Source organism: Pseudoduganella sp. S-14 (genome assembly GCF_049913285.1).
In the GTDB taxonomy this organism is placed as follows: Bacteria; Pseudomonadota; Gammaproteobacteria; order Burkholderiales; family Burkholderiaceae_D; genus Rugamonas.
Genome location: NZ_CP183991.1, coordinates 1960694 through 1975667, shown reverse-complemented (window position 1 = coordinate 1975667; position 14974 = coordinate 1960694). Strand labels below are relative to the sequence as shown.

Annotated in this window: 15 protein-coding genes; 8 read left to right on the top strand and 7 right to left on the bottom strand. The window is 62.8% G+C overall.

The window, feature by feature from the left end:
• Nucleotides 1-2 precede the first annotated feature (2 nt).
• From ACN9MZ_RS08990 to ACN9MZ_RS08975, 4 genes are all read left to right on the top strand, one after another.
• Nucleotides 3-767, top strand: a complete 765-nt coding sequence (locus ACN9MZ_RS08990) for an SDR family NAD(P)-dependent oxidoreductase (RefSeq protein ID WP_426341826.1) — start codon at nucleotides 3-5, stop codon at nucleotides 765-767.
• Nucleotides 768-1069: 302 nt separating this feature from the next.
• On the top strand, nucleotides 1070-2932 hold the full coding sequence (locus ACN9MZ_RS08985) for a methyl-accepting chemotaxis protein (RefSeq protein ID WP_426341825.1): 1863 nt from the start codon (nucleotides 1070-1072) through the stop codon (nucleotides 2930-2932).
• Between the two features lie 143 nt (nucleotides 2933-3075).
• The gene (locus tag ACN9MZ_RS08980; protein ID WP_426341824.1) at nucleotides 3076-3474 is read left to right on the top strand and encodes a VanZ family protein; all 399 of its coding nucleotides are present in this window, start codon (nucleotides 3076-3078) and stop codon (nucleotides 3472-3474) included.
• A gap of 76 nt (nucleotides 3475-3550) precedes the next feature.
• A complete protein-coding gene (locus ACN9MZ_RS08975) occupies nucleotides 3551-3910 on the top strand; it encodes a hypothetical protein (protein ID WP_426341823.1) in 360 nt (119 codons plus the stop codon).
• On the opposite strand, the gene ACN9MZ_RS08970 is transcribed toward ACN9MZ_RS08975, so the two are convergent.
• From ACN9MZ_RS08970 to ACN9MZ_RS08960, 3 genes are all read right to left on the bottom strand, one after another.
• Nucleotides 3907-4848, bottom strand: a complete 942-nt coding sequence (locus ACN9MZ_RS08970; protein WP_426341822.1) for a TraB/GumN family protein — start codon at nucleotides 4846-4848, stop codon at nucleotides 3907-3909. The two genes, ACN9MZ_RS08975 and ACN9MZ_RS08970, sit on opposite strands and share 4 nt — an antisense overlap.
• 132 nt (nucleotides 4849-4980) lie before the next feature.
• Nucleotides 4981-6477, bottom strand: coding sequence for a dipeptidase (locus ACN9MZ_RS08965; RefSeq protein ID WP_426341821.1), 1497 nt, complete (start codon nucleotides 6475-6477; stop codon nucleotides 4981-4983).
• Nucleotides 6478-6481: 4 nt separating this feature from the next.
• Nucleotides 6482-7195 carry a substrate-binding periplasmic protein gene (locus ACN9MZ_RS08960; protein WP_426341820.1) on the bottom strand — a complete coding sequence of 238 codons (714 nt, stop codon included), beginning with the start codon at nucleotides 7193-7195 and terminating at the stop codon, nucleotides 6482-6484.
• A 55-nt stretch (nucleotides 7196-7250) separates the two neighbouring features.
• Between ACN9MZ_RS08960 and ACN9MZ_RS08955 the strand changes: the two genes are divergently transcribed.
• Entirely contained in the window at nucleotides 7251-8429 is a 1179-nt protein-coding gene (locus ACN9MZ_RS08955; RefSeq protein WP_426341819.1) for an MFS transporter, read from the top strand.
• On the opposite strand, the gene ACN9MZ_RS08950 is transcribed toward ACN9MZ_RS08955, so the two are convergent.
• From ACN9MZ_RS08950 to ACN9MZ_RS08935, 4 genes are read right to left on the bottom strand one after another with little or no spacing between them, the layout of a single operon-like run.
• Nucleotides 8426-8887 (bottom strand): hypothetical protein, encoded by a 462-nt coding sequence (locus tag ACN9MZ_RS08950; RefSeq protein WP_426337211.1) that lies wholly within the window; start codon nucleotides 8885-8887, stop codon nucleotides 8426-8428. The genes ACN9MZ_RS08955 and ACN9MZ_RS08950 overlap by 4 nt on opposite strands.
• Nucleotides 8884-9777: a hypothetical protein gene (locus tag ACN9MZ_RS08945; protein WP_426341818.1), complete on the bottom strand. Its 894-nt coding sequence runs from the start codon at nucleotides 9775-9777 to the stop codon at nucleotides 8884-8886. The genes ACN9MZ_RS08950 and ACN9MZ_RS08945 overlap by 4 nt, the downstream gene beginning before the upstream one ends.
• A complete protein-coding gene (locus tag ACN9MZ_RS08940) occupies nucleotides 9777-10568 on the bottom strand; it encodes a hypothetical protein (RefSeq protein WP_426341817.1) in 792 nt (263 codons plus the stop codon). Before ACN9MZ_RS08940 ends, ACN9MZ_RS08945 begins: the two co-directional genes overlap by 1 nt.
• 43 nt (nucleotides 10569-10611) lie before the next feature.
• Entirely contained in the window at nucleotides 10612-11124 is a 513-nt protein-coding gene (locus tag ACN9MZ_RS08935) for a DUF6160 family protein (RefSeq protein ID WP_090443139.1), read from the bottom strand.
• Between the two features lie 450 nt (nucleotides 11125-11574).
• On the opposite strand from ACN9MZ_RS08935, the gene ACN9MZ_RS08930 reads away from it, so the two are divergent.
• Genes ACN9MZ_RS08930 through ACN9MZ_RS08920 form a run of 3 tightly spaced genes read left to right on the top strand, consistent with a single transcriptional unit; the run spans nucleotide 11575 to nucleotide 14972 of the window.
• Nucleotides 11575-12342: a C39 family peptidase gene (locus tag ACN9MZ_RS08930; RefSeq protein ID WP_426170103.1), complete on the top strand. Its 768-nt coding sequence runs from the start codon at nucleotides 11575-11577 to the stop codon at nucleotides 12340-12342.
• Between the two features lie 10 nt (nucleotides 12343-12352).
• Entirely contained in the window at nucleotides 12353-13360 is a 1008-nt protein-coding gene (locus ACN9MZ_RS08925; protein WP_426341816.1) for a transporter, read from the top strand.
• Nucleotides 13361-13370: 10 nt separating this feature from the next.
• Nucleotides 13371-14972: an OmpP1/FadL family transporter gene (locus ACN9MZ_RS08920; protein ID WP_426341815.1), complete on the top strand. Its 1602-nt coding sequence runs from the start codon at nucleotides 13371-13373 to the stop codon at nucleotides 14970-14972.
• Nucleotides 14973-14974 lie beyond the last annotated feature (2 nt).

The following is a 14974-nucleotide window of genomic DNA, read 5'->3' as shown; positions in this document are numbered from 1 at the left end:
CTATGAAATTAACGAATAAAGTAGCCATCGTCACCGGCGCAACCCAGGGCATCGGCCTGGCCTGCGCCCAGCGCCTCATTACCGAAGGGGCCAAGGTCATGCTGGTGGACATCAAGCCGGAAGGGGCCCAGGCTGCCGAAGCGCTGGGCGACCAGGCGCGCTTCTTCACCGCTGACGTCAGCCAGAAAGCCGACGTGGACGCGCTGGTCGCTGCCACCCTGGCTGCCTTCGGCCGCATCGACATCCTGGTCAACAACGCCGGCGTGACCCACAAATGCAGCTTCCTCGACCTGGCAGAAGCCGATTTCGACCGCGTGCTTGGCATTAACCTGAAATCCATGTTCCTGTGCGGCCAGGCAGTGGCACGCGAAATGGTCAAGCAGCAGAGCGGCTGCATTATCAATATGTCAAGCGTGAACTCGGAACTGGCAATCCCGGACCAGGTGCCTTACGTGGTCTCCAAAGGCGGCGTGAACCAGTTGACCAAAGTCATGTCGCTGAGCCTTGCGCCCTATGGCATCCGTGTCAACGGCATTGGCCCCGGCACCATCCTGACCGAACTGGCAAAACAGGCGGTCCTGGCCAGCCCGGAAGCAAAACGCACCATTTTGTCGCGCACTCCTTTGGGGCGTTGCGGTGAGCCGGAAGAGGTCGCTTCGATATGCGCTTTCCTCGCTAGCGACGATGCCAGCTACATGACTGGACAGACGCTTTTCGTTGATGGTGGCCGCATGGCGCTGAACTACGTTGTACCAGTAAAAGATTAGTTATACAAAATCTGAATAACGATTATCGAAAACAAAAATTGGACTAATATGTGGCGGCGCACCATAATTGCACATGTCTCCACTATTCTCCTCCAAGAAAATAGTTTAAGCCCGCTTTAACCAGCGGGCTTTTTTTTTGTTCTTACGGATCACGGAACGACACCCGGCTCCTTCAAGGCTCACCTCTTGGCTTCGAGTTTCATGCATCTTTGCAGCGCGGTTTTGCCGGGCCCTGCGAATCCCGGCTACACTGATCAGACCTGCCAATCCTGGAGAACGCGGTGGCCACCCTGCTGGATAGGATGAAACTATGGCAACGCTTTGTAGTGCTGGGCATCATTGCCGTGGTGCTGGTCGCGCCACCGTTCTACTTGTTCTTATCGGAAAACAGCCGCAGCCTCCACTTTTCCGCCGTCGAGCAGACCGGTCTCAAACCGGGCGCCCAGGCGCTCGACCTGCTGCAAAGCATCCAGCAGCACCGTGGCCTGTCGGCAGCCTTCGTCGGCGCCGGCCAGCTCGCCAGTGAACGCAGCGCCAAGGAGGCCGAAGTCAACCGCCTGCTGCTTGGCATGTCATCCATGCTGGCCGAAGGCGATGGCCAGGACCGCAAAATGTTCGCCCGCATCCGCGACGAGTGGAGCGCCCTGGCACGCGATGTCAGCGCGCGCAGCCTGGCCACGGTGGAGAGCTACCAGCGCCATACCGCCCTGTGCGAATTCACCCTGCTCTTCATCGAACAGCTGGCCGACCAGTCCGGCCTCTCGCTCGATCCCGACGCCGACTCCTACTACCTGATGCGCGCCACGTATTTCGACCTGCCGCGCGTGGCCGAAGACCTGGGACAGATGCGTGCCCGCGGCGCCGGCTTCCTGGCCACCCGCAAGATCGACATCGAAGGCCGCGCCATCATGTACGGCCTGCTCAGCAAGGCGCGCCATTCCAGCGCCGGCATGCAGCGCACCATGGGCAAGGCTTATGCCGCCAATCCTGTTCTGATGCAGAAGCTGGACATTGCCGTCACCGCCGCTGCCGCTGCCGCCGCCGAAGTGACGGAACTGGCGCGCACCCGCATCGTCATGGCCAATACGCTGGACTACGCCGCGCCGGATTACATCGCCGCCACCACGCGCGCCATCGACCAGCAATTCAGCGCAAACGATACCGCCTTCGCCCTGCTGTCGGCCCACATCGAACAGCGTTTGCATGAGCAAAACAAGACCCGCCAATTGCTCACCGGCGGCATCATCGCCATTGCCACGCTGGCGATCCTGGTCGGCTACGCGATCAGCCACCACCTGATTTACCAGATCGGCGGCGAGCCATCGGAGGTATGCCAGGTATTGCAGCAAGTCGCACAGGGCGACCTGAGGCAGCGCATGCAGTTGCGTCGGGACGACCGCCGCAGCCTGGCCTATATGGTGCAGGACATGGCACAGCGCCTGCACGCCACCGTGACCAGCGTGCGCCAGTCGGCTGATACGCTGGCCAATGCGGCAGCACAGGCCAGCGCCACGGCGCAAGCCCTGAGCACCAGTTCCACCGAGCAGGCAGCCAGCGTGGAACAGACCAGCGCTTCAATCGAAGAAATGAGCGCGTCGATTTTCCAGAACCATGAGAACTCGCGCGTGACGGACGAGATGGCGGCACGCGTGGCCGGCTACGCGGATGAAGGCGGCGACGCCGTGGCGCGCACCGTGACGGCGATGCAGCAGATCGCCAGGGAAATCGCCATCATCGACGATATCGCCTACCAGACCAACCTGCTGGCGCTGAATGCCGCCATCGAAGCCGCCCGCGCCGGTGAACATGGACGGGGCTTCGCCGTGGTGGCAGCGGAAGTGCGCAAGCTGGCCGAGCGCAGCCAGGCCGCTGCGCAGGAGATCAGCGGCGTGGCGCAGGACAGCGTGGCCGTGGCCAACCTTGCCGGCAAGCTGCTGAAGGAAATCGTGCCCGGCATCCGCAAGACTTCCGAGCTGGTGCAAGAGATCAACGCGGCCTCGCGCGAACAAAGCAGCGGCGCCAGCCAGATCAGCGAAGCGATCAACCAGCTCAGCGAAACCACCCAGCGCAATGCCGCCGCCGCCGAACAGCTTGCGGCCACTGCGGAAGAACTGGCGGGCCAGGCCGACATCCTGCTCGACGCTGTGGCTTTCTTTAAAGTTTGAACGAAGCTTGATTTATGTCATGGTGCTGTCACAGCCATTCCTTATAATGGACACATCTGCTGCACACGCAATCGATATGCGTGGCACCAGAAGGTGCGCCGGCCTTGTGCCGGCGCAACCGCTTCCGTGGTATCTTCCCACCCATGCAAAAATTCCTGACCCTGCTGTTCCTCAGCGACGCCCACGCACGCTTGCGTTTCTGGGGCGCCATTACCCTCTTTGTACTTAACTGCATCATCGGATCGATTCCCGGCGCCCGTGCCGAAGCGGCGGAATATGCCAGCGGCCTGGTGCTGCACAGCTTCGGCTATTCGGTACTGGCTTTCATGCTGTTCACCGGCTGCCAGGGCGAGCCGGCGCAGCGCGCACTGAAGGCGGTGTTTGGCATCGCCGCCATGGGCGCCATCGATGAATTCGTTCAATCCTTCTTCCCCTACCGCCACGGCTCGGTGGATGACTGGCTGGTCGACATGTCGGCCGCCATCATCGCATCGACGCTGATGTGGGCCTTGTGGAGCTTGCGCAAGCGCCCTGCCGCTTGACGTGCGTCGGCCGTTGACGGAACGGCGTACACTTCCCCGGCGAGCAGACCTTACGTGGGCTTCTTATGGAGGATGTATGAAACTTTCCGTAATCATGCTGGTGAGCCTGGCCCTGGCGGGCTGCGCCCATGACAGCAGCAAGAAAACCGCCAGCATGGATCAGGACACCAGCACCTCGACGGCCAGCGCTTCGGAAGGAAGCCCGCTTGCCGGCAATTGGGATGGCGTGGTGCAATCGATCGACCCGGCAGGTTCGATGTCGGCAGGCGGTGCAGTTGGCGCAGCAGCGGCCGGCAGCGGCAGCGGTTACCGCATCACCGTGAAAAAGGCTGACGGCTCCATCGAGACCGTGAATGTGGACAGCATGCCCAGCTATCGCGTGGGCGACAATGTCCGCTATTCGAACGGCTCGCTGAGCACCAGCCCGAAATATTAGTAGACCTTTTCGACCTGGTAGCCGTGCTGGCGCAGCAAGGCCGGCACGCCTTTGTCGCCAACCAGGTGCAACAGGCCGATGCCGATGAAGGCATCGCCTTTGCGCATGATCGCTTCAATATTGGCTGCCATTTCCGGATTGCGCTTGCCCAGCAAGGTGCGATCCATGAAGCGGGCGGACACCGTGTCGCCCGTGGTCAACTCCCGCGTCAGCGCCGCGATGCGGGAAGCATCGGCTGCGCCCCATGCGTCCACCAGGCCTGCCGATTTGCGCAGCGCTGCCCCGCTGTCGATATCGGCGATGTTTTCCAGCAGGTAGGATTCCTGCTGCGCATCGCTCAGTGAGCCGAACAGGCCAAGCTGGTAATCGGCGGTTTCCAGTTCCTGCAGCGGCTTCTTTTGCCGCGTGGCGTTGCTGAGCAAATAGCCTTCCACGCCCAGGCCGCGGTTGAAGCCGCCCTTTTCGATCTCCTGTCCTACCAGGATATTCGCCACCACCCAAGGGCGGTAATGCTCGACGCTGGACAGCGGCAGCTTGACCTTGTCCAGCGCGAGCTGCAGCCTGGCCAGGGCGGCGGGCGACAAGTGGTCGCGAATGGTTTGCCCGGCCGGGTACTGGCCATGCCGTTCCAGGGCGCGATAATAAGGGCCGCTGGCCCGCACGTCGAGTTCCAGCACCAGCGAACTGGACTTGGCCAGCGCTTCCGTGACTTCAGGCTCTAAAGGGAAGAAATCCTGCTTGCCCACGTGGATGGTGCCGAACAGGTAAGAAGTTTTGCCTTCGTGATGCACGCGGTACAGCGTGCCGCGGCGCGGCACGTCGTTGACCTGGATGGCATCGGCAGGCGCGGCGGAATTCGCCGGCGGGATACTCATATCCATGGTGTGTGCCGACAGGGAAAATGACAATGCAGTCAGGAAGACAAGCTTGCGGAACATGGCATCTTTTCATGGGATGCCTGTAGCGCAGCCAGGCATGGGCTGAAGGCTTCCGGTGCGAAAGCCTTGTTGCCCATGGTAAGGTCATTTGCTGCCGTAAAGCAATACTCGTTTCGCCAACAATGTCGAGATTTACTTCGCCAACTCGACCAGGACGGCGGTGTACATTTCCAGGTTGAGAAGTAATTGCTTTTCCGTTATGAACTCATGTTCCGAGTGGCCGGTATAGACTTTGCCCGGCATGGTCGGGCCGAAGCTCACTGCACGCGGGAACAGGCGCGAGTTGGTGCCTCCGCCAATGGCGATCGGCTGGGGATCCTTGATGCCGGTGTAGTGCGAGAACACCTTCATCAGGGTTGGCAATTGCGGCGCCGTGTCCTGCACCCACGGCTCGCCGATCTGCGCGGCCAGGGTCGCGCGCGGCTGGTTTTCCGCCTTCCAGGCGTCAAAGGCCTCATTGATTTCCGCCGTCAGCTGGGCTGTTGTTTTTCCGCGCGGGCGGCGCAGGTTGATGCCCAGGACCAGCCCCTTGTCGCTGGCCTTCAACGTGGTCGGCGCTACCGTCATCGGCCCCATGAAGTCATCGCTGTAGGCAATCTTGCCGAACTTCTCACCTTTCACGCCGGTGCCGATCATGTCGTTGACGAAATCGACCATCATGCCGGCCTGGCTGGCGCCCCAGTGCTGCACGTCCAGCGCATCGGCCAGCATGGCGATGGCGTTCACGCCGTCCTCCGGCTTGGAAGAATGGGCGGCCAGGCCCTTGGCGGTGACGGTCAGTCGCGTTCCCTGCCACGCGTACTGGTAGCGCATGCCTTTCTGCTGCGCGGCGCGGGTGCGGATCGCCGTCTCCAGCGCGGCGTCGGCATTGTCGATCACGGCGCGCGCATCTTCCGGGATCTGGCTGTCGAAGAAACCGCCGGTGAAGCTTGTCACCAGCGCCCCGCTGCCCGGCGCCGCCGCCATGTCCGGCAAGGTCACGCGCACGGCGCCCCAGCCCTTTTCGGCCGTCACCGCTGGATACTCGGCGTCGATGGTGATGTTGGTCTGCGGCGGCGTATGGGTCTTGAGGAAGGCTTCCAGTTGCGACCAGTCCGACTCCTCGGCCATGTAGATATACAGTTCGATGCGTTTTTTCAACGGCACATTGCGGTCCTTGATCGCCTTCATCGCATACATGGCGGTGGCGATCGGGCCCTTGTCATCCTCGGTGCCGCGTCCCAGCAGCAAGCCCGGTTCGCTGGTGCGATCAAGCTTGAATGGCGACTGCTTCCACTTGCTCGGGTCGACCGGCTGCACATCGCCGTGGGTGATCACACCGACCCGTTCCTTGCCTTCGCCCAGGCCGACCACCATGATGTAGCCATGGTCGGTGAAATCGAGCCCCAGGTGCCTGGCTTCTTCCTTGATGAAGCGCTTGAAGCCGATGTGCTGGGGGTTCTTCTCGAACGGTACCTTGTCGTCGGCCACGGTATTGAAGCTGACCATATTGGCCAGGCTGTCGATCACCTTTTCTCCATATGCCTGGCGGGCGTGGCGTGCGGCTGCGGTGGCGTCGCTGCTGAGAGGCGTTGCGGCATGGGCGGTGGCAAAGGCCAGCGCGGTGGCTAGTGCGAGTCTCTTGATCATTGTGCTATTGGTAGTTGGACAGGATTTTGTTGATGGCGCCTTCGCGCACCAGCTGGGTGATGGCGGCGTCGACTTCGGCCAGGGCCACGCGGCCCTTTTCCGACACGGCGCAGCGCGTATAGTAGCTGCGCACTGCCAGCGGTTCATGGACGTTGATTTTCTCGCCCCTGTGCAGCTGGTAATCGTAGAACGATTTGATGGTGGCGACGTGGCGCAGGCGGCCGGCCGCCAGCTTGCGCAGGTTGGCCAGGTTGGAGTGCGCGTCGGCGCGCACGAAGCCTGTCCCAATCGCCTTTTCCATTTCGGGATACTGGAAACCAAGCACGGTGCCGATCGGCTGGCCCCACAGGTCAAGCAGGCTTTGAGGCGGCGCCACAGTGCGCGAGGTAATGACTGTTTCAGTCTGCGGCATGAAGGCTTGCGTCCAGCCGAAGCGCCCCTGCAGCCATTCGGGCAGGTACATGCACAAAACGTCGCCCTGCCCCGATTCGAGCGCCATCGAGATGCGCTTGCGCGGCATGGCCAGCGTAACCGCCGTGCGGCCCATTTTTTGCGCCAGCGCTTCTGCCAGATCCTTGTGGATGCCGCCAACGACTTCGCCGCCGCGGATATCCGCCATCGGCATTTCTGTCCCTGTATCGACCAGCATGACTACTTTTTCGGCGCGCGCCGAAGCAGCGGTCAGCAGGGAGAACACGATGGCGGAAATGGCTTTCATTTGGAAATATTAACCCACCAGCAGGCTTTTTGTTTCGGTGCTATCCTGCTGCGCCATGAAACAAGAGCACCACATCACCCCAGCCATGATCTTGCTGCTGGCTGTCGCCAGCGGCCTGATAGTCGCCAACCTGTACTACGCCCAGCCGCTGGTGGGCCCGATCAGCCGCGCCACCGGGATCGAACCCGGCGCCGCGGGCCTGATCGTCACGCTGACGCAGATCGGCTACTGCCTTGGACTAGCCTTCATCGTCCCGCTTGGCGACCTGCTGGAGAACCGGCGCCTGACCGTCACCCTCCTGGGCGGCACGGCCGTCGCGCTGCTAGGGGCTGCGATGGCCGGCAACGCCGCGACCTTCCTCGCGGCGGCCTTCCTGATCGGACTTTGTTCGGCCGCGGCGCAGGTGCTGGTGCCGTTTGCCGCCCACCTGTCCGCACCGGAACATCGTGGCCAGACGGTAGGCACGGTAATGAGCGGGCTGCTGCTGGGGATCATGCTGGCGCGGCCCGTATCGAGCCTGGTGACCGATGCCCTGGGATGGCATGCGATCTTCTACTTTTCCACCGCCGCCATCGGCGTGCTGGCCATCGTACTGCAGCTTCGCTTGCCGCAGCGCCGGCCGGAAGGCGGCTATCGCTATGGCGCGCTGCTGGCGTCCATGTGGACGCTGCTGCGCACCACCCCGGTCCTGCGCCGCCGTGCCGCCTACCAGGCGTGCATGTTCGGCGCCTTCAGCCTGTTCTGGACGACGGTGCCGCTGGTGCTGGCCAGCCCGGCGTTCGGCCTGTCGCAAACCGGCATTGCCATCTTCGCCTTGCTGGGCGTGGCGGGCGCCATTGCCTCGCCGATTGCCGGCATGCGCGCCGACCAGGGCAAGAGCCGTTCGACCACGCTGTTCGCACTGCTGGCTGCCACCGTGGCGTTCGCCGCGCCTCTACTGCTGCATGGCAGCCGCCAGTTCATGCTTGTGCTGCTGGTGCTGTGCGGGATCGTGCTGGACATGGGCGCTTCCGCCAACCTGGTAGTCGGCCAGCGCGCAATCTTCGCGCTCGGTGCCGAGATGCGCAGCCGGCTCAATGGCGTCTACATTTCGATCTTCTTCGCCGGCGGCGCATTCGGTTCCTGGCTGGGCGGCTGGACCTGGGCTCACTACGGCTGGCATGGCGTGCTAGTCGCGGGCCTGCTGTTTCCGTTGCTGGCGCTGCTGCTGTTCGCGACCGAGCGCCGCGATTAATGCGCCCACATGCGGAACTCGCCTTGCATTTGCAGGTTGCCGTTGATATTGACGCTGCCGAGGTTGCCGGTGACTGCGGCGTTGGGGTCGTTCTGCACACTCATTGATTCGAAGCCGAAGTTCGTGTAGCGCATTTGCGACGGCAACGTGATGGCGATGTAATCGCCGCTGCCGTCGGGGCGGGCTTGTACGTTCAGGCCAATGGCAAACATGTCGACCGTGCCGCGCACATTGCGCAGCACGATATAGCGCGGCTGGCCGCCATCGTGGAAGCCCAGCGACAGGCGGCTATCGGTCACGGCGCCCACCAGGGTCGGATCGTTCACCACCACATGGGCGGCAAAGCTGATGCCGTCGCGGGCGCTGACGCCGGAAAGCTCGCTGTCGTCGAGCGGCCGGGAGGGGGCGGCCTGCAGCAAGGCCGGGACCAGCAGCAGTAGCGTGGCAAGTCTCGTCATTGGCGGAATTTGATATCGAGGTAGTTGATCTGGATATTGCCGATGCGGGAAGAACCAAGGTCCACGTTGCCGCTGGGCGACGTGAAGCTGATCTTGCCGATTTCAATGCCCCCGCTGGCTGCCTGGCCGGTGCCGTACTGCGCATCCGGCGCGCCGATGCCGATGTGCAGGCGCGGGCCGTTCTCGTCGGCCAGCGCATTGACCAGCGCGGGCTGGCGTGCAACGTCGGCAATCATCCAGGGCTGGCCGGTGAAGCTGCCGTTTTCGTCGGTGGCGCCGATGCGGATGTTGTCCAGCGCCATCTGGCCCACCGTATTGGCGCGGCCGTTCGGGCGCAGCGCCCACTGTCCGATGTCCATGCGCATCGCTACGCCAAGGGCAAGCCCGTCCTGCGTGCGTGGCGTGGAAAATTGCCAGCCGCCGCCATACAGGGCCATGTCGCTTACCACGATGGAACCGCCATCGCGGTCGATGCCGTCGGCATTCACGCCAAAGTCGAAGGCAAGCTGCCATTTCTGTTCGCCGTTGGCATTTTGCGGCAAGGAGAACTGCGCGACGTCGGCCAGGCCATTGGTGCTGCGCACGATGTCGAAGCGGTAGGGATCGGAGAACGGCGTCGCACTGTCGCTGCGCGATGCGCTGGGGTTGCCGGCCCAGATGCTGGCGCCGTCCGGACGCGTATAGGTCACGCGCATGTCGCCATTCATGGAAAAGCCGTTCAGGTCGAAGCTGACGCCATCGCGCCCCCGCACGTCCGACAGCGCGCTGTCGTTCAGCGGGCGCAGGCCGTCAGCCAGCACCAGCGCAGGCGCCAGCGCCCAGCATACAAGCGCGGCCCTGGCAGCGGCTGCGGGGAGTGCAGTCAGCGAGGAGCGGCGTGCACGCTGCATCAGCGCCCCACCGACACGGTTGGCGCAGCCAGCGTCACTGCAGGGGCCACGGGCCCCGGGACTTGCGCCGCGGGCAGGTTGGTGAGCGACACCAGCTTGTCGCGCCAATTGAGCCAGACGCCCGACTGCGCGGTATCAGGCATCTGCGTGGTGCCGCTCGGCGCCTGGAACTGCACGCCCGACTTCAGCACGGAAATCCAGAAATCGCGGCTCGGCCCCGAAGCGTCGCCCGCGCGCACGCCGACCAGGGAGCTGGCGCCATCCCAGCGCTTGCCGCCGCCGGCATCGGCATGCGAATCGATGGCGGCCGGCTGGCCGTTCGCGTCCACGCCGCTGACCAGCAGCGAACCGGAAAGGCTGTTCACCTTCAGGCCCACGTCGCCCTTGATGCTGTCGAAGCCCATGCGCATGCCCACCACTTCGCGTGGCGAACCGGCATCGCCGGTGTTGCGGTACACGACTTCGAAATACGGATTGGTAATCGAAACCTTGCTGCCGTTCTGCCCGAACTGCAGGGCCGGCATGTCGATATCGGCGCCCGTCCCCTCGCGCGAAGGAAAGCGGTAATCGCCAAGGCGGATGTTACGCAAGCTCGCATTCATTTCCACGTCCGCGTCCAGCGCGATGCGCGTGAAATCGAAGCCGCCAAGCGTGCTGTTGCTCACTGCCAGCAAGCCCTGCCCGCGCGCGCGCGACAGGTCGTCGTCGCTCATGGGCCGCAGTTGCGCAGAAGCCGGTGCGCAGAAAAAGGCGGCCGCGAGGGCGGCCGCAAAGAGACGGGATTCCATCATCAGGAACTTCGCAAAGCGGCCGCTCCCACGGCCGCTATTGCGATCAGTGTGCCCAGATCCACACTTGGGTGCCGCGCAGGTCGAGCTGGTTCATGGCCATCGAACCGTAGGAAGCATTGCTGCCGCCCATCTTGATTGCGTCAACGGAGATGTTCAGCAGTTTGCCTGCTGCCACTTGCACGTCGGCTGGGATGGCGATCTGCACCACGTCGCCGCCGGTTGCCGGGTTGTAGAAGGTGCCTGGGTTGGTCACGCCGGCAGCGCCGGCAGCCTGCAGGAAGGAGTTACGCGACAGGATGTCGATGGTTGCAGCGATCAGGCCATTGACCTTGATGCCGTTGAAGCTCACCGAACCGCCGCCCAGGCCGTTGGCATCCAGAGCGTCGGTGTCGGTGTAGACGAAGGATTCGACTTTGACGTTCAGGTTGGCGCCGATCGACACGCCGTCCTGGCCGGTAACTGCGCTCAGTTCTGCGTCTTTGATCGGGGTCATTGCGGATGCGGACAGGGCCAGGGTGGACAGGGCGATTGCTACAGCGGTGGTAATGCGTTTCATAAGGTTGATCTCCGTTCGAATAAGAATAATTTGGTTTGCTTGCTGCACCTGTTGCGCCTCCTTGCCGGCCCCTGGCCTGGTAAGCCCGGGTTGGCGAAGCGCCGTCTTAATATTGTTCGAATATTAATTAAATTTATGATAGGTGGCGCCGCCGCACAGGGTCTAGCGTTTCACACTGACCGCACAGGCCAAACAATTGTCCTGGGGAGCCACACAGAGGAAGAGCGCTGTTGTGCGCATGTTGCTCGCTTTAGCATAAGTTTTCGGGTGCGAAGTAGAGGTGTGCATCTAATTTTTATGCATCGTGCAAGCCACGAAACGTGCGTAAATAAATAACAAAAGAGCAAGGACGAACGTTCGTCCAAATTACATTGGAGACGCCATGGGAGCAGGATTCGACGCGCGCGCGACGCGCAAGGGCAGCGCTTACCCCAACGATCGGGAGCTGCCATGCTGATGCTGTTGATGGGGGTCCTGGCAGCCCTGATTGGCGGTTCCGCCGCCCTCTCCCGCCACGAGGTGCAGGAGCGTCCCAAAGGCCAGTACGAGATGCCGCAAACCATGCTGGGCGGCGGCAGCTATTCGCAGGCGGTGAGCATGGAGCCGTTCTCCGAACTCAAGTACCGCCACATCGTGCGCCAGGCCTATGACTACAGCTGCGGTTCGGCGGCCCTGGTCACCATCCTCAAGTTCCACCTCGGCCTCGACGTCACCGAGCAGCAAGCCATGGAAGGCATGCTGGAAAAGGGCGAGAAGGAAAAGATCATCGAGCGCCGCGGCTTTTCGCTGCTGGACATGAAGCGCTACGCCGCTTCGCTCAACGTGCCCGCCGCCGGCTACAAGGCCGAAGTAAAAGACCTGCTGACGCTGGAAGAACCGGCCATCGTGCCGATCGACTATGCCGGCGCCAAGCACTTCGTGGTCTTGCGCGGCATTCGCAATGGCGTGGTCTTCATCGCCGATCCCTCCGCCGGCAACCTGGCCTTCTCGGTAGAGGAATTCGCCACGCTGTGGGACAAGAACACCCTATTCATCCTGTCCGCGCCGGCCGGACAGAAAGCGCCGGCACAACTGGCGCTGAATGACCAGGAACTGGGCGTGGTCGACATGGACCGCGTCACCAACCATGGCCAGCTCGATCCCTTCAACAACACCACGCAACTGCTGGAACGTGCCGTCAACTCCGGCCCGGCCCGCACCTGGATGCACCGTCAATAAGGAAACGCGAATGAAATATCAGTACCTGCCATTCATGCTTGCCACCGCCCTGCTGGTGCATTCGACCGCCGGTGCGCAGGAAAGCACGGCAGCCAACACCACCGCCGCCGCACGCGATGCGCTGGCGAAGAAGGAAGGCGAAGGCGACCAGAGCGCCCTGCTGAAAGAAACCCTGACCGCAGTCGACAAGCAGTATTCCTTGATCCGCAAAGGCAGATCGCAGTACACCTATGACCTGAACTACACCTACATCGGCCAGGAAAAAATCGTCACCGACATCGCGGCCGATGGCCTGACCCTGTTCGAAATCGAGAACGTATCGGCCCACGTGGTCACCAACACCTTGTCGGTCGACTACGGCGTGTGGGACAACCTGACCGCCAACGTGACGCTGCCCGTGATCGGCAAGTTCGCCGAGTCGCGCAACGGCAACAACACCTCGTTTTCGCTGGGCGACATCGCCATCGGCGCCCGCTACCAGCCGTGGGAAGCACGCCGCGACCGCGCCAACTTCACCGCCACCAGCAACCTGCGCCTGCCTACCGGGCGCAGTCCGTTCAAGATCATCGCCGGCAGCGGCGAGGCAACCGGCAGCGGTGTCGCTTCGCTGTCGCTGGGCATGAACGTCAACCGCATCGTCGACCCGGTGGCGCTGTTCGGCTCCCTGTCGCTGACCGCCAGCAGCCAGGCTACTGGCCTGCACCAGGCCAACGGCACGCGCGTGCTGACGCGTGTGGCGCCGGGCACACAGTTCGGCTTCGGCATGGGCTTTGCCTATGCCCTGTCGTATGGCATTTCTACAACGATGTCCTTCCAGGGCGCGATCTCGCAGGGCGCGAAGTTGCGTTTTGCCGACGGCCTGAACGTGCGCACCAATACGCAAACCTCGGCCATCCTGAATTTCGGCATGGGCTACCGCATGTCGCCGAAGAACACCGTCAATATGTCGGTCGGCATCGGTCTTACCAGCGACTCGCCTAACTTCTCGGTGGGACTGAACCTGCCGCTGGCATTCTGACGAGGCAGCAATGCGAGCCCCGCTCCGCCTGGCGGCATGTGCCGCCGCGCTTGCCCACGTTCTGCCCGCGCATGCCGCGCTGGTGGAAAACCTGACCACCAGCGTGGTGGCCATGTCGCTCGGGAACGCCGTGACGGCAGACCCGCCCGGCATCGACTCGGTGCACTTCAACCCTGCAGGACTGGCACGCCTGCAGGGCGACAGCATGCAGCACACGGCGTTCGGCGCCTCGATCCGCGCTCGTGCCGGCTTCTCGGCGCCGGCCGGCTTCGATATCGGCGGCTGGAAGGACGATCCGCTCAGCGGCACCCATACCGGGCCGATGCGGCAAACCATGTACATACCTGCCTACGGCATGCCGGGCTGGCGCTTGCCCGGCGTGGTCGTGCCGACCTTCGGCTTCGCCTGGAACAACCCCGGTTCGCCGTGGACTTTCGCCACCAATTCCTATATGGCGCAGGCGATCAGCCTGGATCGCACCAAGGACCCGGAAGACCCGGGCCGCTTCGATGGGCGCCAGATCCAGTTGCAAAGGCTGGTGTGGGCCTCGCCTGCCGTCGGCTACAAGTATTCGGAAACGCTGCGCTTCGGCGCCGCCGTGCCGATCGCGCACTCGGCCTTCGTGGTCGATACGCATATGCGCTTCCCCAACCAGTTGCTGGGCATCTTCGGCAAGCTGCAGGAAGGCTGGTGCCCGGAAGAAGGCGGCAACATCATCGACACCTTCGGCTTCGGCCTGTGCGGCGGCGGCAAGGCCGGCATGGTCAATCCGTTCAAGAAGGCTGCGGCGATGCGGCTGGAAATGACCGCGCCGGTCGACCCGACGCTGAACCTGGGCGTGCTGTGGGAACCGCAGCCGTGGTTCGCACTGGGCGCGGTCTACCAGGGCGGCTCGAAGACCCGCTATACCGGGCATTACACCTTCGAGACCGAGCCAATGCTGCGCAATTTCGTCAAAGGTCTCAATTCCAGCCTGTTCGGCCCCGTGGCAGGCGCCATCCTCGGCCTGCCGCAGTCGATCCCGGAAGTCCAGCACGGCTACATGTCGGCCAGCATCCCCTTCCCTGCGCACCTGCAGGTCGGCGTCAAATTCAAGCCGGTGCGTTACATGCAGCTGAACGTGGACGCCAGCTACGCGCGCTGGAGCGACTGGAACCAGCTGGTGTTCGAATTCGACCAGAGCATCAAGCTGCTGGAAGTGGCGCGCCTGTACGGCGTTCCGGATTCGACCAAGCTGAAGATCCCGCGCGGCTACAAGAGCGTGCTGAATATGGGTTACGGCCTTCAGTTGTTCCCGTTCGAAGGCGTGGCGCTGCGCCTGGGCTACGAACCGCGCAAGACCTCGGTCCCGGCCAACAAGATCGACCTGATCGCGCCGCTGCCGGATACCAAGCTGTATAGCGTGGGCCTGAACTGGCGTCTCAGCAAGAAGTATGAGCTGAACCTGGCCGCCTCCTACATGACGGGCAAGTTCAATGCGCCGGCCGAATCGTCGGACAACATGAACAGCAGCAAATTCCTCAACATCATTTACAACCCATATGCCGGCCAGGACGTGGCTGGCGATATCAAGGTCCGGTACGCCGGATTCAGTCTTGTTGAACATTTCTAGGA